We start from the raw sequence: 19,882 nt of genomic DNA, 5'->3' as shown, positions 1-19,882 counted from the left end.
GGCCCGACTCAGAACCGTGCCAGCTCCGGCACATAGGGAAGATAGTTTTTCCAGCGCCCCACCGACGTGCCGTAGATCGGCTGGCGTGCCTGCCATACGCTGGCCGAGCTGATCGCGGTAGTCGCCGTGGTCGCGGAAGGCGTCGTCTTTGCGGCGGAGGCAGGTAGACCGATGAAATCCCGCAGCGCGCCGAGCGCCGCTACGGGATCGGCGACCATGGCTTCGTAGTCGAGGCCGTGCACCGGCACCTGCAGACGTTGCTGCCAATGCTGCATCAGCCGGTCATGGCCGCGGATGAAATCGGCGATGTCGTCGAGGTCGCTGGCGAAGCCGTACTGCGGATGGGCGAAGCTCTGCGACCAGATCGACAACGCGGTATCGCGCGGGTCGCGCCGGCAATGGATGATCCGGGCCTGCGGGAACAGCACGGCGATCAGGTCGAGGTAGCGGAAGTTGTTCGGGTTCTTGTCGATGTACCAGCGCACGCGGGGATCGTCCTGGATGGCGTGCACCCGATAGAGCTCGGCGGCCTGGCGCAGGGCGCCAGGGTCGCGCAGCAGGTTGCCGGACTGCAATTGCTGGGCGATGAAGTCGAGCATCGGCAGTTCGCCGCGGTCGCGCAGGTCCGGATGCCCGGCAAGTCGCGTCGCCGCCAGGGTGGTGCCGCTGCGCGGCAGGCCGACGATGAAGACCGGTACGAAATCGGGCGCTGGCGGCAACGGTGTTTCGAGCGTGCGCGCCTGCAGTCGGGCCTCCAGCCAGTACGCCCACGCCTCGCGCGACCATGGTTGCGCCTCTCGCGAAAGCCGGTTGGCCGTCCGCAAGGTCTGCGCGGCATCGGCATAGTCGCCGATATCGTCGTAGGCCTTGGCAAGACCGAAGCCGGTCACCGCACGTGCGTGCAGGGAGGCGGCGGCGTTTTCGAACTGCGTGATGAAGCGCGCGAAGTCGGGGTCGGCCCGGTCGGTATAGCGACGGGTGGCGGCAAGCGCGCCGAGCACGAAGTTCGCATCCAGGTCGACGCCGGTTTCCAGCGCCGCGATGTAGTGCGTGCGCGCGCGATCGAACTCACCCAGCTCCCGTGCGAGATTGCCCGCCAGCACATGAAGCTCGGCGCTGGCGTTGCCGCTGGCGAGAGCCTCTTCGCACACGGTGGCGGCCAGTTGCTGGCGCTGGCATTGCTGGATGAACCGGGCACAGTGCACGGTGGTCGCTGCCTCCAGGCCCGAATGGCGACACAGGTCGGCCATCAGCTGGCTGGCGGCATTGAGCTCCCCCTGGCTCTGCAGCAACCTGGCGAGCAGCGGCACGGCTTCAGGATGCATCGGATGATGGGCCAGGATGTCATCCAGCAAGGCGCGGGCAGGGCCCGTCTGACCTTGCTGCCAGAGCGTCTGCGCGCTGCGAAAGCGCTCGGCCATGTCGGGGTGAGGGAGCGTCGGCGTCACGTCGGGGAATGTCGGGTCTTGGTCATGGGAGAGGTGTCGTCGTTGCAGCATGTTTCGACGCTGGAATGGCATGCTGGCGGGCATGAAGTGCTGCGGTCAATCATTTGTCCCGGAGGCGCAGCAGTTCCGGGACATGGGGCGCGTAGGAACGCCAGCGCGCCACGGAGCGCGCATGGATCGGCTGGCGTGCCTGCCATGCGCTGGCGGTGCTGATCGCATGGTCGGGGCTCGGGGTGGCGAGCAGGTCGTGTCTAGGCAATCCGAGCCAGCGTTCCAGCTCGTCCAGGCAGGAGCCGGGGGCAGCGATGAGTTCCTCGTAACGCACGGTATGGATCGACGCGGCATGACGGACAAGCGCCTGCGCATGCAGGCGCTCGCAGCCCTGGATGAGCGCGGCGATATCGCCGAAGTCGTAGGCATAGTCGTGCGCCGGGTCGTGGAACGACTGCGACCAGAGCGACAGCGCCGTATCGCGCGGATTGCGTCGGCAGTGGATGATGCGTGCGTTTGGCCACAGCGCGAGGATCAGGTCGATGTGCAGCAGGTTCAGCGGCTGCTTGTCGATGAACCAGCGCGCGTCGGAATCGTCCTGGCGAAGCTGGGCTGCATAGGTATTTGCGGCTTGTTCAAACGCGGCCGGTTCCCTGGCGCCGGCCTGTTCGAGCCGCCGGGCCACGGTCGCCAGCCAGCCCAGCTCGCCGCGATTGCAGACCAGCGGATGGCGCGCGAGCAATTCGGCCAGCAAGGTGGTGCCGGAGCGTGGCACGCCGACGATGAACAGCGGCGTCCACTCGCCCGGGGCGGTCAGCCGGAATGGAAGTGGCCTGGCTGCCAGGCGTGCCTCGACCAGGCGTCGCCAGCGCTTGCGTGACCAGGTCGAGTGCGCATGGGCAAGTGCATTGGCCTGGCGCAGATAGTGCGCTGCCTGCGCATGGTCGGCGATGTCGTCGTGAGCCTTGCCCAGGGCGAACAGCGTCGTGATGCGTGTCTTCTCGCCCAGGCCCGGTTGCTGCAGCACGCCCCGGAACAGCTCGAAATCTGGATGGCTGTCGTCCTTGTAGCGTTGCAGGCTCGACAGGCCGATCGGAATATTCCATTCCACGGCTTGCGGGCTGTGCGCGAGAGCGAAGGCATATCGCTCGCGCACGCGTTCGAATTGACCAAGCTGGATACCCAGCATGCCGGCATAGGCATGGATTCGCGGATCGCCGGAGCCCGCAGCGATCTCCGCCTCGCAGATGGCTGCGGCATCTGCTGTCCGCTGAATATCGTCGAGCATTTCCACCGCCCGGATGACCGTGTCGACATCCTGTCGCGCGTGTGCGAACAGGCTGCGCATGACAACAGCCGCGGCGTGCATGCGACCCTGCTGACTCAGCAGGGTCGTTAGCAGAAAGGTGGCTGCAGCGTGCGCCGGCTGTCGCACAAGCAGCTCATGCAGCAGGGCTTCGGCTTCAGCCGGTTCACCGCGTTGCTGCAGGATGCCGGCCAGCGCGAAACGCAGATCAATCGAGTCGGGATGCGCAACGAGCGCGGCAGACAATACGGCGTGCGCCGTACCGGTGTCATTGCGCAGTACGAGTGCACGTGCGCAAGTAAGCCATTCCATTTCGGACGCACCGACGAGAGCCTCCAGCAACTCGCGCTGGGCGGCTTGCATGCGACCCTGCGCGCGCTGCCGTTCGTAGGCGGCCAGACGGCGCTCGCTTGCATCGGATGCCGGTGCAGAAGTGATGGTCATGGAATGTCGTCACGCTGCCATGACGGCAGCCCGAGCGCCGCACGCAACGGATCGAGCAGGGCGCCGTAGCGCGGCGCGCGCCTGGTGTCGTGCAGTGGCTGGCGCACCTGGGTGGCGCTGGGCGAACGCACCTCGCGCCGGTTCTCGTTGAAGTTCAGGCAGGTCGGCTCGAACGGCAGGTCGCAGAAATCCAGCAATCGACGGATGTGGGCTTCCGGATCGGCCAGCAGTTGCTCGTACTCATGCTCGAACACGTGCGACGGATGCAGCGCATGCCAGTGGCGGACGCTGAGGTCGAAGTCGCGCCAGAAGGCGGCTACGTCGTCGAAGGTGCGCGTGTACTCGCTTCCGGCCAGATGTTGGCGGTAGCAGGAAAAACAGGTTTCCAGCGGGTCGCGCCGGCAGGCGACGATGCGTGCACCCGGCAACATGGCGCGGATCGCGCCGATGTACATCCAGTTGTTCGGCAGCTTGTCGGTGAACACGGGGCGTTGCCCACGCCAGTGGCCGGTACGCTCCAGATAGCGTTGCCCAAGGCGTTGCCAGTCGGCCGGCTGCATCGCGCTCACCCATTGCGAGAACGGCGCGCCGCGACGGCGCGATTCCTCGGCCAGGACCAGCGGCAGGTCGGGCAGTTCGCCGGCGCCTTCGACCGACGAATGCGAGGCGAGGATCTGCTCGACCAGGGTCGAACCGGATCGCGGCAGGCTGACGATGAAGATGGCTTCCTTGCCGAGTGGCTCCGCGGCGGCCGCAGGCGGTGGCGTGAAGGCCTGCCGGATGGCCGTCATCCCCGCGGAAAAGGCACCCGCGTTCCACTGTTGCCGTTGCCTGGCAATCGCATTGGCCTGGGCCAGCGCCGTGAGCGAATCGGCATGCCGGTCACCATCGTCCAGGGCCTTGGCCAGCGCGAAACCCGTCGCGATGCGGTCGTCTTCGCTGGCACGCGGCTGTTGCAATGCGGCCTGCATGTGGGCGACGTCGTCATCGCTGAAGCGTACGGTGCGCAAGTCGGCGAGGCCCCACCACGCGATGCCTGTCCAGGGCCGCTCCCCGAGCACCTTGCGGTATTCCGCTTCTGCTTCCCCGGTATGGCCGCGGGTGCGCAGCATGTCGCCCAGGAGCGCGCGCGCGCCGACGTGGTCCGGCGCCAGCGCGACCGCACGACGCAAGGCGCTCGCTGCCTCGTCATTGCGCACGGAGCGGGTCAGCATCACGCCGAGGTTGTACCAGGCGATGGCCAGGTCGGGCTGCAGCTCGCAGCCATGGCGCAACGAGGTGATCGCCGCGTCATAGTCGCCGGCACTCCCGAGCAGGGTGCCCAGGGTGTTGTGGTACAGCGCATCCTGCGGGCGTTGCGCAAGCGCCTGGCGCATTGTGCTGATGGCCTGCTGGGGGCGGCCACGCAGGCTGTGGATGCCGGCCTGCATGCGCAGGACTTCGGGATGTTGAGGGTCCGTCGCGACAGCGTCGGCAAGGCGGCGCTCGGCTTCGTCCACCCGGCCTGTCTCGAGCGCTTCGCCGGCGACCATGATGTTCACGCGGGCGGCGGGGCTCAGTCCCTGTAGGCGAGGAATCATGTCTGCTTTTTGACCTCAGGCGGCTAGTGGCGACCCGGCGTCCATGCAGCGGGCGCAAGCCGTGTTCCGGAACGGGCATTCCCGGCACGGCAGGGAAATGCGTCACCGCGTATTATGCCGGTTAGTTCAGCTCGCCGCGGCGCCGTATTCAAGGTCCGCGGCCCATCCGGCAGTGAATCAAGCAATGAAGAACGAGTCAGATCAGCGCGTCGCGGACCATCGTGAGAAAGCCCGCTCGGGGCTGAGTCGAGGAGACGTGGGGCAGGCAGAGCGTTCCTATGCACAGCTGCTCGAGACCCATCCCGATGATCTCGAAGCGCTGCGGCAACTGGCCAATATCCGGCTTGCCAGTGGCGCGGTGGACCAGGCCATCGAGCTGCTGGTCAGCGCGGACCGTGTGCATCCTGCGGATGCGGTCACGCTGCACCAGTTGGGTGTGGCGCGAATGACCGGCGGCGATTTCCCCGGAGCGGTTGCCGACTTGCGTCGTGGACTCACGCTTGCACCAAACATGTTCGTCGCGCGTTTGCGCCTGGGCATGTTGCTGGATCAACTGGGCGAGACCCACGAAGCCCTGGTGGCTTCTTTCATGGCGATCAACGCGGCACAGGCGCGGGGGCGCTGGCTCAGCGACGAGACAACGGCACCCGAATACCGGGATGCCGTGAAGCAGGCCATACAGTATGTCGATGCGGGCCGGCGTCGCCTGTTCGACAGCGTGCTTGAGCCCCTGCGTCAGCGTTACGGCAAGTCGGAACTCGTCAGAGTGGAACAATGCCTCGTCATCTACCTCGGCGAGCAGGACGCATCGTTGCCCGATGCACGGCAACAGCCCAAGTTCCTGTATTTCCCGGGCGTGCCGAGCCAGCCGTACTACCCGCGCGAACGCTTTCCCTGGATGGCGGAACTCGAGGCCAGCACCGCGGCGATCCGCGAGGAACTGCGTACGGTGCTGGCGCAGCCGCGGGACCTGGAGTCATTCCTGCAGACGGATTCGCCGCAGGATGCAGCCGACCTGCTGCGATCCTCCGGTACCGGGGCCGCTGCCTGGGATGCTTATTTCTTCCATCGTCATGGCGAACGCTACGACGAGCATGCGGCACGCTGCCCGCAGACTGCCGCACTGCTCGATGCGCTGCCGCTGGCCCGCGTCCGCGAACATTCGCCGGAAACGCTGTTTTCGGTATTGCGACCCGGGACGCATATCCTGCCGCATCGCGGCGTCACCAATACCCGACTGGTCACACATCTGCCGTTGATCGTGCCATCCGACTGCGCCCTGCGCGTGGGTGGCGAGACCCATGTCTGGCAGGAGGGCCGCTGCGTCACCTTCGATGACACGTTTGAACACGAAGCCTGGAACGACAGCAGCGAGACCCGCGTGGTGCTGATTCTGGACACCTGGAATCCCGACCTCAGCGAGGCCGAGCGGGCGGCGGTGGCTGATCTGGTCGGAGCGATCGGTGATTTCAACCGTGAGTGCGAGCTGTTTACACCCAAGGGGTGAGCCTTCGTGGCATGCAACACGAAGGCGATCGGCATCGGCAGACAGGCATGTAGGTTCTGCCTGGGCCATATGCGGCGGAATCATGGATCCACGAGGATCGTCTTAATAGGTGCACGGCATGGGCAACATCGTCTGGTTGGCCTCTTATCCGAAGTCCGGCAACACGTGGTTGCGTGCGTTCCTCGCCAACCTGCTTGCCAATTCACCTGCGCCGCTGCCGTTCGACGAGTGGCTGCGTTACGGCGATGACGAGGCACTGCCATATCGTTTCAGTGAGGTGGCGGGATGCGACTCCACCTCGATGGATATCGATCGCCTGAGTGAGGTGCGCCCGCAGGTGCATGCATTGATTGCGGCGCGCGCGAGGGGTACCGCTTTCGTCAAGACCCACAATCTCAACGGCAGCTTCTCAGGCTACCCGCTGCACAACCCCGATGTCACAGCGGGTGCGATCTATGTAGTGCGTAACCCACTGGATGTCGCCATCAGCATGTCGGCACATTTTTCCCTCAGTCTTGATGAGGCAATCGAGCGGCTTGGCAATGATGACGTAGCCACGGCAAATGATGCGCTTTTCGTCAGCCAGCTGCTCGGTAACTGGTCGCGGCACGTGAGCAGCTGGGCGGATGCCGCGGGACCCAAGGTGCTCATCGTGCGTTACGAGGACATGCTCGAGAAGCCGGCTAAGGTCTTCCTCAAAGTAGCCAGGCTGATTGGCCTGGATCGTGATCGTGAGAGGTTGGATCGCGCCATACGCTTTGCCGGCTTCAATCAACTGCAAGGCATGGAGCGTCAATCCGGTTTTCGCGAGGCGCCTCGTGCCGATGCACCATTCTTCCGCGCCGGCCGTGCGAATCAGTGGCGCGAACGTCTGAGCCGGGATCAGGTTCGGCGGGTGATCTTCGATCACGGCTCAGTGATGCAAAGGTTCCGCTATGTCCCTGCGGGATACTGACTGGCTGCGGTGTTTAGACACGGCCACTTGTTGCAGGGTGGTGGGCCTGACGGGTTGAACGTGGAACTGCACGCGTTCTCCGCTGCTGACTGACTGTCATTAGTTGGGTACGGCGCGATTACTCCCTGTAGTACAGGAATGCATGCCGCTTCGATGTTGTAAACAGTGGCCTGCGAAGTATTTGGTGATGCTGCTCGATGTGCTGCCCCTGGGTGCGCGTCCGCGAACATTTGCCGGAAATGCTGTTTTCGGTATTGCGACCCGGGACGCACAGTGTTTCAACCGGGAGAGTGAGCTGTTTACACTCAAGGGGTAGGGTCCAACGGGCGTGATACGCCCCGCGTCACCATCATGAAGAGCGCCTTCACGGGCGCTCTTCATTTTGGAAGGGGTGTCCTGATCAGTAACGCGGCACGCTCGAATCCACTTCGCGCGCCCATGCGTCCATACCACCTTCCACGTTGTGTACGTCGCTGAAGCCGTGGGCGGCGAAGCGCTCGGCCATGCCGCGGCTGGAGATGCCGTGGTGGCAGATGAAGGCGAGCGGGGTGTTCTTCGGCAGCGCGGCGAGGCTTTCGAAGCCTTCGTCTTCCAGCACCCGTGCCTGCGCCAGCGGAGCAGCCTGGGCACGGCCCTGGGCGGGGCGCACGTCGATCAGGGTGATGTCGTTGGCGGCAAGGCGCATCTGGAGCTGCTGCACGCTGAGCGACTTGATCTCCTGCGCGCCGGGGAACTTCAGGCTGAGGCCTTCGCCTTGAACGGTGGAGACCCAGTCGATCACGATGCCTTTCGCGCGCTGCGCGCTGGCCGGGTCGAAGTGCACGTCCAGTCCGTTGGCGTGGGCGACGATGTCGTGCTCGGCGGCCGGGGCGAGCTGGAAGCCGGCGCTGTGGTCGGGGCCGATTTCCAGATGCAGCGCCAGCCCTTCGGCGTTGGCGGTGCCCTGGCGGATCGCCTCGGCGGCGGCGTCGGTGATGGTGATCTGCGGCGGCGTGCGGTCCGGCGCGGCTGCCCCGAACAGGGTGTGCAGCTCGCCGCTGCCGTACATCTGGCGGATGATGTCCGCGCCGCCGACCAGTTCGCCTTCCACGTACAGCTGCGGAATCGTCGGCCAGTCGCCGTAGGCCTTGATGCCCTCGCGGATTTCCGGATCCTCCAGCACGTTGACCGTGTGGTAGTCCGGCAGCAGTTCGTTCAGCGTGTTGGTGGCGGCGGCGGAGAAGCCGCACATCGGCTGCTGGCGGTTGCCCTTCATGAACAGCACCACGCGGTGGTCCTTGAGCAGGGTTTCGATACGTTCGCGGGTAGTGCTGTCGAGGGACATGGGATGCTCCGGCAAAGAAGACAATGATACGCCGCCCGATATGCGGTGATCTGGCCGGCCTTCAAGGTGGGCGCGGTTCAGGCCGCCCGATGCAGTTCGCCCAAGTCGCGGCGGCAGACGCCCAGCGGCGCCAGTGCCAGGGCGGCCGCCGGAGAGGGCCATACCAGTTCGCGGCTGGCCCGGCCCAGGGCGGCGGGTTGTTCGCTCCAGTGGATCAGTTCCATCGCACCGGTGTGGTCCTCGATCAGGGCGGTGCAGTGTTCCACCCAGTCACCGTCGTTGAGGTAGAGCACGCCGTCCAGTTCGCGCACATGGCCGAAGTGGATGTGTCCGCAGATATGCCCGTCGAAACCGCGTTCGCGGGTGTCGCTGACGACGCGCTCCTCGTAGGCGCGGATATACGCCAGGGCCTTGCCGATGTGCGACTTGACGATGATCGACAGCGGCAGGTAGGGCAGCTCCAGCCGCTGTCGCATCACGTGCAGCCGGCGGTTGCTCCAGCAGATGAAGCGATGCATGGCTTCGCCGACGTGCTGCATCCAGCCGCGGCCGATCTGTTCGGGATCGAACTCGTCGCCGTGGCTGACCCGGTAGCGGCGCCCGTCGATGCCGACATGCACGGCGTCCAGTTCGATCCGCACGCCGCACAGGCTCTGGCCATGCAGGCCACGCATCGGTGCATCGTGGTTGCCGGGGATGTAGATGACCTCGACTCCGCGTTGCGCCAGGTCGAGCACCTCGGCGATCACCGCGCTGTGCTCCGCCGGCCACCAGGCACGCCGGGCCAGCGCTTCCATGTCGATGATGTCGCCGACCAGATAGAGCTTCTCGCATCGAAGCTTGCGCAGGAAATCGAGCAGGTAGGCGGATTTGCAGTCAGGTGTGCCCAGATGCACGTCGGAGATGAAGGCGCTGCGGCAGCGGAGGGTGGTCATGGCGCGTACTCCCGGTGGATGCCGGGGCTGCAGTTTGCAGGCGCAAGGTCACCGCGGGATGGCGAACAGGTTGCAGGACGGTTGCCGTGGAGCGGTTCAGTGTGCCGTGCGCAGTGCCGTGCGCACCACCGGCAGGATGGCATCGACCCACAACGCATATTGCGCGGCCGAGGGATGCAGGCCGTCGTCGGCGACGAGCAGGGGGGACTGGCGCGAGATGCCGGTGATGTCCACGAAATGCGCGCCGACGCGCGCGGCCTCGTCGCGGGCAATCGCGTTGTAACTGTCCAGTTCGCTGGCGATGCGAGCGCTGTCGCGGCCTTGCTCGTACGCGAAACGGGTGACGCCCCAGTCCGGGATCGACACGACGACGACGCGCGTGGCGCGGTGACCGGCGAGGACGATGGCGCGTGCCAGCAGGCTGGCGAACTGCTGGCGGTACTCGTCCGCCGGCCGGCCGCGGTACTGGTTGTTGACGCCGATCTGCAGGGTGACCAGGTCGTACGGCGAGGTCAGCGGCGCCTCGTCCATGCCTTGCGCCAGCTCGTCCGTGGTCCAGCCGGTGACGGCGACGATCTGCGGATCGTCGATCACCACTCCGGCCCGGCGCAGACGTTGCACCAGCACGGCCGGCCAGCGCTGGTCGGCGGCGACGGCCTCGCCGATGGTGTAGGAGTCGCCCAGGGCGAGGTAATGCAGTGACGGGGTGGCGGGCAGCATGCGCGGTCGGCTCGGGTGTGGCTCAGGCCACTGCGGCGGCGGCATGCGGCGACTGTTCGCGCGCCATCCGGGTCAGTACCCGCTCGATCCGCACGAACACTTCGCGCAACTGTGCCTGCGGCGGCAGCAAGGTCAAGCGGAAGTGGCGGCTGTGCGGCACGTTGAAGCTGGTGCCGGGAACCACCAGCACCGATTCCTCCTCCAGCAGGCGCAGGGCGAACGTTTCGTCGTTGAAAGCCGCGAAGCGGTCGGCGCGCACCTGCGGGAATGCATACAGCGCACCTGCCGGCGCGACCAGTTCCAGGTATTCGCTGGCGGCGACGGCCTGCAGCACCACGCGGCGTGCCTCGTGCAGGCGACCGCCGGGCGCCGTCAGCGTGCCGATCGTCGGCGCGTCATGCAGGGCCGGCAGCACCGCCCATTGTGCGGTGACGTTGGCGCACAGCCGCAGCGCGGCGAGCAACTGCAACGCGTCGCGGTAGGCCGCACTGCGTGCAGGATCGCCGGACAGGCTCATCCAGCCGACCCGGTAGCCGCAGGCACGATGCACCTTGGACAGGCCGCCGAAGCTGAGGCAGGGCAGCTCGCCGGCCACCTCGGCCAGTGGCTGGAAGCTCGCACCGTCGTAGAGGATTTCGTCGTAGATCTCGTCGGCGAGCAGCAGCAGCCGGTGCCGTGCGGCGATCGCCACGAGGCGCTCGAGCAGTGCGCGCGGATAGACCGCGCCGGTCGGATTGTTCGGATTGATCAGTACCAGTGCGCGGGTGCGCGGGGTGACCAGTGCCTCGATCTCGTCCGGATCGGGCAGGTGGCCGTGGCTGGCGAGACAGTGGTAGTAGCGCGGCTGGCCGCCGTTGAGGATGGTGGCTGCGCTCCACAACGGGTAGTCCGGGCTCGGCAGCAGCACTTCATCGCCAGGTTGCAGCAGCGCGCGCAGGCTGAGATCGATCAGTTCGCTGACGCCATTGCCGATGAAGATGCGCTCCGGTTCGACGCCCGTGGCGCCGCGTGCACGCTGCTGCGCCGCGATCGCCTCGCGGGCGGCTTCCAGTCCCTGTTCGTGGCCGTAGGCCTCGCTCTCGTGCAGATGGCTGGCGATCGCCTCGCGCAGATGCGCCGGCGCCTCGAAACCGTAGCGGCCGGGGTTGCCGATGTTGAGCTTGATGATGTCGAGGCCGGCAGCCTCCAGCTCGCGCGCGCGCCGGGTCAGTGCGCCACGGATTTCATAGCGCACGTCCGCCAGGTGCGCACTGGGTGTGATCGAGGCCAACGCCGGCATCCTTCAGTAGTCTGGCTCCGGCATCAGCACCGGCAGGTCGATGCTAGCAGCGTGATGCAGTGCAGCGCGAGCGCCATCCGTGGCAAATCCCGGTTCATCGGCGGGCCATGCGCGGGCAAGGCATAATCGCCGGACCGTGCCCACCGATTCCCCCGAATGAGTGATGCCGAAACGATCGAACGCCTGCGGCGCATCGGCTGGCGCGGCGACGTGCTGCCGCCTGCCGGCCTGCGGTTGGCCAGGGTGGTGGCGCAGCATCGTGCCGGCTATGAGCTGCATGATGGCGAAACCTTGTTCGGGGCACAGCCGGACGGGCGCTTCCTCAAGCGCGGCATCGACCCGGCCGAACGACCGGTGGTCGGTGATTTCGTCGAAGTGGAGGGCGGCACGCCACCGCATATCGTCACCGTGGCACCGCGCCGCACGGTGTTGTCGCGCGCGGCGGCCGGCGAGCGCTACGAGCGCCAGCTGATCGCCACCAATATCGACTACGTGCTGGTACTGACCGGGCTGGACGGCGACTTCAACCCGGCGCGGATCGAGCGCTATCTGTCGCTGACCGAGGATTCCGGCGCGCAGCCCGTGGTGTTGCTGAGCAAGCTCGATATTCGCGACGACGCGGCCGCGCAGATCGAGGCGCTGCGCGCGCGACTGCCTGACGGCACGCCGATCCATCCATTGAACGGCAAGGATCCGGCCAGCGTGGCCCAGCTGGCGCCGTACCTGCAGCCAGGCGACAGTGCCGTGCTGGTCGGTTCCTCCGGTGCCGGCAAGTCCACCTTGACCAATACCCTGCTCGGCACGGCACGCATGGCCACCGCCGAGGTGCGCAGCCATGACAGCCGCGGTCGCCACACCACCACCCATCGCGCACTGTTGCAGTTGCCCAGCGGCGGCTGCCTGATCGACACGCCCGGCATGCGCGAACTGAAGCTCACCGGCGAGGAAAACCTCGACCTGTTCGCCGACATCGAGGCGCTGGCCGAGCGCTGCCGTTTTGCCGACTGCGGCCATGGCAGCGAACCGGGTTGTGCGGTGCAGGTGGCGCTGGACACCGGCGAGCTGGCGCCGGGGCGCTGGCGCAATTACCTCAAGCTGCACGACGAGCGCGAGGAGCAGGCCGCCACGCTCGAAGCGCGGCTGCGCCGCCAGCGCGGCGGCCGCCCCAGCGAGCGGCCGCACGGGCATCGCGGGCAGCGCGAGCGGGACTGATTGCCGCTTCGGATGATCGTTGGCTCCCGGGCCTGTGCACGGCGCGCCGCAAAGCATCTAGTATCGCGGCATCGTTGCTGCGGGGTGCAGGCATGCGTCGGTTGTCATCGTCGCTCACGTTTTTCTACAAGCGGGTCTTTCCGGTGTTGTGGATCGGCTTTGTGCTGACCATCTTCGGCGTGCAGTTCTGGGCGGCGGCCCATGCCGGTACGGACGAACAGTCGCCGCCATTCCTTCCGCTGATGCTGATGCCGCTGTTCATGGTCGGCGTGATGTTCGTGCTTTACCGCACCCTGTTGCATGACCTGCTGGACGAGGTCTGGCTGGACGGCGACTGGCTCGTGGTGAAAAACCGTGGCGGGAAGATCCGCGTGGCGTTGAGCGACGTGATGAACGTCAACGCCACCACGATGACCAATCCGCGCCGCGTCACCGTGATGCTGCGCACCGACTCGCGCTTTGGCCGCAACCTCACCTTCATTCCGGCCAGTTCGCGCAGTTTCCTGGCGGCGTTCAGGCCCGACCCGATCGCCATGGAGCTGATTCAGCGCGTGGACGCCCTGCGTGGGGTCGCGCGATGAGCACGCCAGCCAGCGCCATCGCGCCCGAACTGCAGCGTTACGCCATGCTCGACCAGCGCCTGCTTGCGGCGGTGAAGGGCATTCGCATCCTGCCGACGGTGGCGTGGCCGGCCTCGCTGGAGGACAGCATGATTGCGGCCTACGGCCGGGGCCAGTTCGCCTTGCCGGATGTGACCTACAAACGGCCCGACCTGGGGACGGCGCGTGCCGAACTGGAGGCGATCGAACGCGAGGCGGGCGATGGTGGCCCGTCGGAAGCCGATCCCATCGGCGACTACCTGCGGCGCACCGCCGAATCGTGGCGCGTCGCGGCCGAGATGCTGGAGGCCGTGGGTACGTCAGGCGTCACTGCGCCATCGATTGCGCTGTACGGCAAGCCGGGTGACCTGATTCCCGGTAGTCAGCGCAGCAATCTCGACGCCGCGCACTACTTTGTCGAGCTATCCGATGAACTGGGTGCCGACCTGCTGGCCGACGACAGCAGCGTGGAGATGCCGGCCGACGAGCTGCGCAATGAGCTGGCGACCACACTTGACGCGTTCTTCGGTGCCGGCATGATCAGCGTCGAGGTCGATCCGGAGCTCACCGCCAAGGCGGCGGCCGGCGCCACCCGCATCCGTTTGCGCGGTGGCACCCGTTTCAGCGAATACGATCGTCATCAGTTGCTCGCCCACGAGGCGTTTGTGCACTCGCTGACCGCGCTGAATGGCCGCCAGCAGCCGTTGCTGGCTTCACTGGCGCGTACTTCACCGCGTGTCACCGCGACCCAGGAGGGGCTGGCGGTGTTCGCGGAGCTGATGTCCGGGGCGATCGACATCGCCCGGCTCAAACGCATCAGCCTGCGCATCTTGGCGATCGACATGGCACTGAACGGTGCCGATTTCGTCGAGGTCTACAAGTATTTCAGCGCCTGCGGCCAGAACGTGGCGGACAGCTTCCACTCGGCCCAGCGGGTGTTCCGCGGCGTGCCACCGGACGGTGGCGCGGCCTTTGCGAAGGACAATGTCTACCTGTCTGGCCTGCTCACCGTGCACACGTTCTTCCGCTGGGCATTCAAGCAGCAGCGGATGGATCTGCTGCGCCATCTGTTTGCCGGCAAGTTGACCCTGCACGACGTGATCGCGCTGCAGCCGCACTTCGAATCCGGTGCCATCCTGCCGCCGCGCTGGCTGCCGCCCTGGATGCAGCACGTGCACGGGCTGGCTGGCAAGCTGGCCTTCTCGGTCTTCATCAACGGCATCCACATGAACCGGGTGCAGGCTGACGAGTTGTCGCAGGGCCTGTAAACAGGTTGTTGCCGTGGTCTGGCAACGTCGATGATGGGCGTGATGCGGGCGGAGCCGGTGCTAACATGCCGGTTCGCCCTGCCGTGGCCTCTCCTCCCCTCATTTCCAGCGACCCCATGGAAACCCCAGAAGACCTCCGCCTAGCTGCGCTCGAATACCACCGCCACTCCCGCCCCGGCAAGATCAAGGTCACCGCGACCAAGCCGATGGTGACCCAGCGCGATCTCGCCCTGGCCTATTCGCCCGGCGTGGCCTATGCCTGCGAGGCGATCGTCGCGGATCCCAACGCAGCCAGCGAGATGACCGCGCGAGGCAACCTGGTGGCGGTGATCACCAACGGCACGGCGGTGCTGGGACTGGGCGACATCGGCCCGCTCGCCGGCAAGCCGGTGATGGAAGGCAAGGGTGTGCTGTTCCAGAAGTTCGCCGGCATCGACGTGTTCGACATCGAACTGAACGAGCGCGACCCGGACAAGCTGGTCGACATTATCGCGGCGATGGAGCCGACCTTCGGCGGCATCAATCTCGAAGACATCAAGGCGCCGGAGTGCTTCATCGTCGAGCGCAAGCTGCGCGAGCGGATGAAGATCCCGGTATTCCACGATGACCAGCATGGCACTGCGATCATCGTCGGTGCGGCGGTGCTGAATGCGCTGGAAGTGGTCGGCAAGAAGATCGGGGACGTGAAGCTGGCCACGGCCGGCGCCGGTGCCGCCGGCATCGCCTGCCTCGACATGCTGGTGGCGCTGGGCGTGAAGCCGGAGCATATCCTTGCCTACGATCGCGAGGGTGTGCTCTACACCGGCCGCGACCATATGGATCCGGACAAGCAGCGCTACGCGCGCGACACCGCCAAGCGCACGCTGGCCGAGATCATCGAGGGCACCGACATCTTCCTCGGCCTGTCTGCCGGCGGTGTGCTGAAGCCGGAGATGGTCGCGACGATGGCGGCCAGGCCGATCATCCTCGCGCTGGCCAATCCGAATCCGGAAATCTCGCCGGAAGACGCCAGGAAGGTGCGCCCGGACTGCATCATCGCCACCGGTCGTTCGGACTATCCGAACCAGGTCAACAACGCGCTGTGCTTCCCCTATATCTTCCGCGGCGCGCTGGATGTGGGCGCCACCGGTATCAACGAGGCGATGAAACTGGCCTGCGTGCGCGCCATTGCCGAGCTGGCGCGGATGGAGGCGGGTGATCTGGCCGGCGCCTACGGCGGTGACGTGCCGACCTTTGGTGCCGACTACCTGATTCCGCGCCCGTTCGACCCGCGCCTGCTGGTGATGCTGGCGCCGGCGGTGGCACAGGCGGCGATGGATTCCGGTGTCGCCATGCGCCCGATCGTCGACATGGAGGTGTACAAGGAGAAACTCGGCCAGTTCATCTATCGCACCGGCCTGCTGATGAAGCCGGTGTACGAGCGTGCGCGCGCCGACCGCAAGCGGGTGGTCTACGCCGAGGGCGAGGAAGAGACCGTATTGCGCGCCGTGCAGACGGTGATCGACGAGAGGCTGGCGTTTCCGATTCTGGTCGGTCGCCCGGACGTGATCGAGACGCGCATCCAGCGGCTCGGCCTGCGCATGCGCGCCGGCGTCGACTTCGAACTGACCAATATCAATGACGATCCGCGTTTCAATGAGTACTGGCAGCAGTACCACGCGCTGACCGAGCGCCGCGGCGTGTCGCCGGCAGCGGCGAAGAACCTGCTGCGTTCGCGGCCCACGCTGATCTCGGCGCTGATGGTCGAACGCGGCGAGGCGGATGCGATGATCTGCGGCCTGGTCGGCCGCTTCCACAAGAAGCTCGGCTACCTGCGCAGCGTGTTCGGTCTCGATCCGGGCGTGCAATGCACCTCGGCGATGACCGGCGTGATCAACGACAAGGGCGCCTGGTTCTTCCTCGACACCCATGTGCAGGTCGATCCCACGGCCGAGCAGATCGCCGAGGCGACGTTGCAGGCTTCGTATCGCCTCAAGCTGTTTGGCGTCGAGCCGAAAGTGGCCTTGCTGTCGCACTCCAATTACGGCAGCCACGACAATCCCAGCGCGGCGAAGATGCGCCAGGTATGGAAGATCCTCAAGGCGCGCATGCCGAAGCTGGAGATGGACGGCGAGATGCAGGCCGATACCGCGTGGGACGAGGCCTTGCGCCACCGCATGTTCCCGAATACCACGCTGACCGGCCGCGCCAACCTGTATGTGTTACCCAACCTCGATGCCGCCAACATCACCTACAACATGGTCCGGGTGATGACCGATGGCGTGGCGATCGGCCCGATCCTGATGGGGCTGGACAAGCCGGCGCACATCCTGACCCCGGCGTCGTCGGCACGCCGGGTGGTCAACATGACATCGATCGCCGCGGTGGATGCGCAGATTCGCGCCGCTCAGGTCGAGCGGCGTAGTTGACCGACGCCATCGCGCCTCTGCCAAGGGGTGCGATGGCGGTCCGTGCGCCTGCGAATGGACATCCATTTGGCGCTCCAGTGCCACGACGGCTAAACTCGGACGTTGACCTGCCGCATCCCCGACGGCGGGAGTCCCCTCAAGTTTGGCGCCGCAACGGCGCCGCGGAGAATCTTCAATGGATCAGCTCGACGATATCCTCAATCAGGACATCGACCCCACCGAAACCAGGGAGTGGATGGATTCGCTCAATGCGGTGATCCATCACGACGGTACCGAGCGCGCGCATTTCCTGCTTGAGCGGATGGTCGATTCGACCCGCCGTTCGGGTGGCTACCTGCCGTTCAATCCGACCACCGAGTATGTCAACACGATCGCGCCCGGCAACGAGGCAAAGATGCCGGGTGATGCCGCGATGGAATGGCGCATCCGCTCGCTGATCCGCTGGAACGCGATGGCGATGGTGGTGCGTGCGAACCGCAAGCCGGGGGAGCTGGGCGGCCACATCGCCAGTTTCGCCTCGAGTGCGACGCTGTACGACGTCGGCTTCAATCATTTCTGGCGCGCACCGAGCGCCGATCATCCGGGTGACCTGGTATTCCATCAGGGCCATTCCAGCCCAGGCATCTACGCGCGCTCGTTCCTTGAGGGGCGTCTGGCCGAGGACCAGCTCGACCTGTTCCGCATGGAAGTGGTCGGCAAGGGCCGCGCGCTGTCCTCGTATCCGCATCCGTGGCTGATGCCGGATTACTGGCAGGTGCCGACCGTGTCGATGGGCCTGGGTCCGATCCAGGCGATCTACCAGGCACAGTTCTTCAAGTATCTGGAGCACCGCGGCCTGGTGCCGAAGAGCGACCGCAAGATCTGGTGCTTCCTTGGGGACGGCGAGACCGATGAGCCGGAGTCGCTCGGCGCGATCTCGTTGGCCGGCCGCGAGGGGCTGGACAACCTGATCTTCGTGATCAACTGCAACCTGCAGCGGCTCGATGGTCCGGTGCGCGGCAACGGCAAGATCATCCAGGAGCTGGAAGGCGTGTTCCGTGGTGCCGGCTGGAATGCGCTCAAGGTGGTGTGGGGCAGCTACTGGGATCCGCTCCTGGCGCGCGACAAGAACGGCGTGCTGCGCAAGCTGATGATGGAAACCGTCGACGGTGAGTACCAGGCGTGCAAGGCGTTCGGCGGGGCGTATACGCGCGAGCATTTCTTCGGCAAGTACCCGGAGACGCGCGAGATGGTCGCCAACCTCAGCGACGACGACATCTGGCGGTTGAATCGCGGCGGCCACGATCCGCACAAGGTCTACGCGGCCTACCATGCGGCAGCGAACACCGAGGGCCGGCCGACGGTGATCCTGGCCAAGACGGTCAAGGGCTACGGCATGGGTGCGGCCGGAGAGTCGCAGAACCCGACCCATCAGCAGAAGAAGCTGGACGACGATTCGGTGCGGCATTTCCGTGACCGCTTCCAGATCCCGATCAGCGACGACAAGCTGCATGACGTGCCGTACTACCACCCGGGCAAGGATTCGCCGGAAGTGCAGTACATGCTGGATCGCCGCAAGTCACTCGGAGGTGCGTTGCCGCAGCGCCGGCGCAAGGCCGAGGCGAAGCTGAAGACGCCGGAGCTGGCTGCATTCGAGCAGATCACCAAGGGTACCGGCGAGCGCGAGATCTCCACCACGATGGCACTGGTGCGCGGCATCAACCTGCTGCTGCGCGACAAGCAGCTGGGAGAGCGCGTGGTGCCGATCGTCGCCGACGAGGCACGCACGTTCGGCATGGAAGGCATGTTCCGCCAGATCGGCATCTATGCGCCGTTCGGCCAGAAATACAAGCCGCAGGATTCCGACCAGCTGCTGTACTACCGCGAGGACCAGAAGGGCCAGGTGCTGCAGCAGGGCATCAGCGAGGCCGGCGGCATGGCGTCGTGGATGGCCGCGGCAACCAGTTACAGCATCAGCAACCAGGCGATGCTGCCGTTCTTCATCTACTACTCGATGTTCGGTTTCCAGCGCATCGGCGACCTGTGCTGGGCCGCCGGCGACATGCGTTCGCGCGGCTTCCTGATCGGCGGCACCGCGGGGCGTACCACGCTCAACGGCGAGGGCCTGCAGCATGAGGACGGCCATTCGCATCTGATGTCCGGTGCGATCCCGAACGTGAAGTCGTACGACCCCACTTTTTCGTACGAGGTCGCGGTGATCCTGCAGGACGGCACGCGCCGGATGATGCAGGAGCAGGAGGACATCTACTACTACATCACCGTGATGAACGAGAACTACAGTCATCCGGACCTGCCGCAAGGCGTCGAGGACGGCATCATCAAGGGCATGTATCTGTTCAAGGATGGTGGCAAGCCGAAGAAGGGCGAGCCGCGCGTGCAACTGCTCGGCTCCGGCACGATCCTGCGCGAGGTGATCGCGGCGGCCGAACTGCTGGAGAAGGATTTCGGCGTGAAGTCCGACATCTGGTCGTGCCCCAGCTTCATCGAGTTGCGCCGTGACGGTTTCGATGCCGAACGCTGGAACCGGCTGCATCCGGAAGCCGAGCAGCGCGTGCCGTATGTCACTGGCCTGCTTGGTGACCGTCAGGGGCCGGCGATCGCCGCCACCGACTACGTGCGCGAATTCGCCGACCAGATCCGCGCCTTCGTGCCCGACGGCATGCGTTACACCGTGCTCGGCACCGACGGCTTCGGCCGCTCGGACACCCGCGCGCATCTGCGCGAGTTCTTCGAGGTTGATCGTTACTGGATCGCCCATGCCGCACTGGCCGCGCTGGCGAAGGACGGCAAGATGAACGCCAAGGACGTCAGCCGGGCGATCAAGGAGTACAAGCTCGATCCGGACAAGCCCAATCCGCTGACGGTGTGAGCTTTCTGAAGACCCGCTGACCGGCGGGTTTTCTTTG

Annotated in this window: 14 protein-coding genes; 7 read left to right on the top strand and 7 right to left on the bottom strand. The window is 65.8% G+C overall.

What is annotated here, in order from left to right:
• Positions 1-8: 8 nt before the first annotated feature.
• The 3 genes from ACYVKM_RS02820 to ACYVKM_RS02810 all read right to left on the bottom strand — a co-directional run bounded on the left by ACYVKM_RS02820 (position 9) and on the right by ACYVKM_RS02810 (position 4,769).
• Positions 9-1,421 carry a tetratricopeptide repeat-containing sulfotransferase family protein gene (locus ACYVKM_RS02820; protein WP_460875580.1) on the bottom strand — a complete coding sequence of 471 codons (1,413 nt, stop codon included), beginning with the start codon at positions 1,419-1,421 and terminating at the stop codon, positions 9-11.
• A 127-nt stretch (positions 1,422-1,548) separates the two neighbouring features.
• The gene (locus ACYVKM_RS02815) at positions 1,549-3,189 is read right to left on the bottom strand and encodes a tetratricopeptide repeat-containing sulfotransferase family protein (RefSeq protein ID WP_460875578.1); all 1,641 of its coding nucleotides are present in this window, start codon (positions 3,187-3,189) and stop codon (positions 1,549-1,551) included.
• Positions 3,186-4,769 carry a tetratricopeptide repeat-containing sulfotransferase family protein gene (locus ACYVKM_RS02810; RefSeq protein WP_460875576.1) on the bottom strand — a complete coding sequence of 528 codons (1,584 nt, stop codon included), beginning with the start codon at positions 4,767-4,769 and terminating at the stop codon, positions 3,186-3,188. Before ACYVKM_RS02810 ends, ACYVKM_RS02815 begins: the two co-directional genes overlap by 4 nt.
• A 184-nt stretch (positions 4,770-4,953) precedes the next feature.
• On the opposite strand from ACYVKM_RS02810, the gene ACYVKM_RS02805 reads away from it, so the two are divergent.
• Together ACYVKM_RS02805 and ACYVKM_RS02800 are read left to right on the top strand one after the other, a co-directional pair.
• Positions 4,954-6,276 (top strand): aspartyl/asparaginyl beta-hydroxylase domain-containing protein, encoded by a 1,323-nt coding sequence (locus tag ACYVKM_RS02805; protein ID WP_460875574.1) that lies wholly within the window; start codon positions 4,954-4,956, stop codon positions 6,274-6,276.
• Positions 6,277-6,394: 118 nt separating this feature from the next.
• Entirely contained in the window at positions 6,395-7,231 is an 837-nt protein-coding gene (locus ACYVKM_RS02800; protein ID WP_460875572.1) for a sulfotransferase domain-containing protein, read from the top strand.
• 400 nt (positions 7,232-7,631) lie between these two features.
• Here ACYVKM_RS02800 and grxD read toward each other — a convergent pair whose 3' ends face one another.
• The 4 genes from grxD to ACYVKM_RS02780 all read right to left on the bottom strand — a co-directional run bounded on the left by grxD (position 7,632) and on the right by ACYVKM_RS02780 (position 11,480).
• Positions 7,632-8,555, bottom strand: a complete 924-nt coding sequence (gene grxD, locus ACYVKM_RS02795) for a Grx4 family monothiol glutaredoxin (protein WP_460875570.1) — start codon at positions 8,553-8,555, stop codon at positions 7,632-7,634.
• Positions 8,556-8,632: 77 nt separating this feature from the next.
• Entirely contained in the window at positions 8,633-9,490 is an 858-nt protein-coding gene (locus ACYVKM_RS02790) for a UDP-2,3-diacylglucosamine diphosphatase (RefSeq protein ID WP_460875568.1), read from the bottom strand.
• A gap of 96 nt (positions 9,491-9,586) precedes the next feature.
• A complete protein-coding gene (locus tag ACYVKM_RS02785; protein ID WP_460875566.1) occupies positions 9,587-10,210 on the bottom strand; it encodes an SGNH/GDSL hydrolase family protein in 624 nt (207 codons plus the stop codon).
• A gap of 22 nt (positions 10,211-10,232) precedes the next feature.
• Positions 10,233-11,480, bottom strand: a complete 1,248-nt coding sequence (locus ACYVKM_RS02780) for an aminotransferase class I/II-fold pyridoxal phosphate-dependent enzyme (protein WP_460875565.1) — start codon at positions 11,478-11,480, stop codon at positions 10,233-10,235.
• A gap of 165 nt (positions 11,481-11,645) precedes the next feature.
• Here ACYVKM_RS02780 and rsgA point away from each other — a divergent pair, with 165 nt between their 5' ends.
• From rsgA to aceE, 5 genes are all read left to right on the top strand, one after another.
• Entirely contained in the window at positions 11,646-12,701 is a 1,056-nt protein-coding gene (gene rsgA, locus ACYVKM_RS02775) for a ribosome small subunit-dependent GTPase A (protein WP_460875564.1), read from the top strand.
• A gap of 92 nt (positions 12,702-12,793) precedes the next feature.
• Positions 12,794-13,282 carry a hypothetical protein gene (locus ACYVKM_RS02770; RefSeq protein WP_460875562.1) on the top strand — a complete coding sequence of 163 codons (489 nt, stop codon included), beginning with the start codon at positions 12,794-12,796 and terminating at the stop codon, positions 13,280-13,282.
• Positions 13,279-14,568, top strand: a complete 1,290-nt coding sequence (locus ACYVKM_RS02765) for a flavohemoglobin expression-modulating QEGLA motif protein (RefSeq protein WP_460875561.1) — start codon at positions 13,279-13,281, stop codon at positions 14,566-14,568. The genes ACYVKM_RS02770 and ACYVKM_RS02765 overlap by 4 nt, the downstream gene beginning before the upstream one ends.
• Before the next feature lie 116 nt (positions 14,569-14,684).
• Positions 14,685-16,976, top strand: a complete 2,292-nt coding sequence (locus tag ACYVKM_RS02760) for an NADP-dependent malic enzyme (protein WP_460875559.1) — start codon at positions 14,685-14,687, stop codon at positions 16,974-16,976.
• Positions 16,977-17,151: 175 nt separating this feature from the next.
• Complete coding sequence (gene aceE, locus ACYVKM_RS02755; protein WP_460875557.1) at positions 17,152-19,845, top strand: pyruvate dehydrogenase (acetyl-transferring), homodimeric type; 2,694 nt, start codon at positions 17,152-17,154, stop codon at positions 19,843-19,845.
• The last annotated feature ends 37 nt before the right edge of the window (positions 19,846-19,882 follow it).

The organism is Rhodanobacter koreensis, assembly GCF_054782855.1.
Note: the sequence above shows the minus strand (reverse complement) of the source record. Positions and strands in the feature narration are given on the sequence as shown.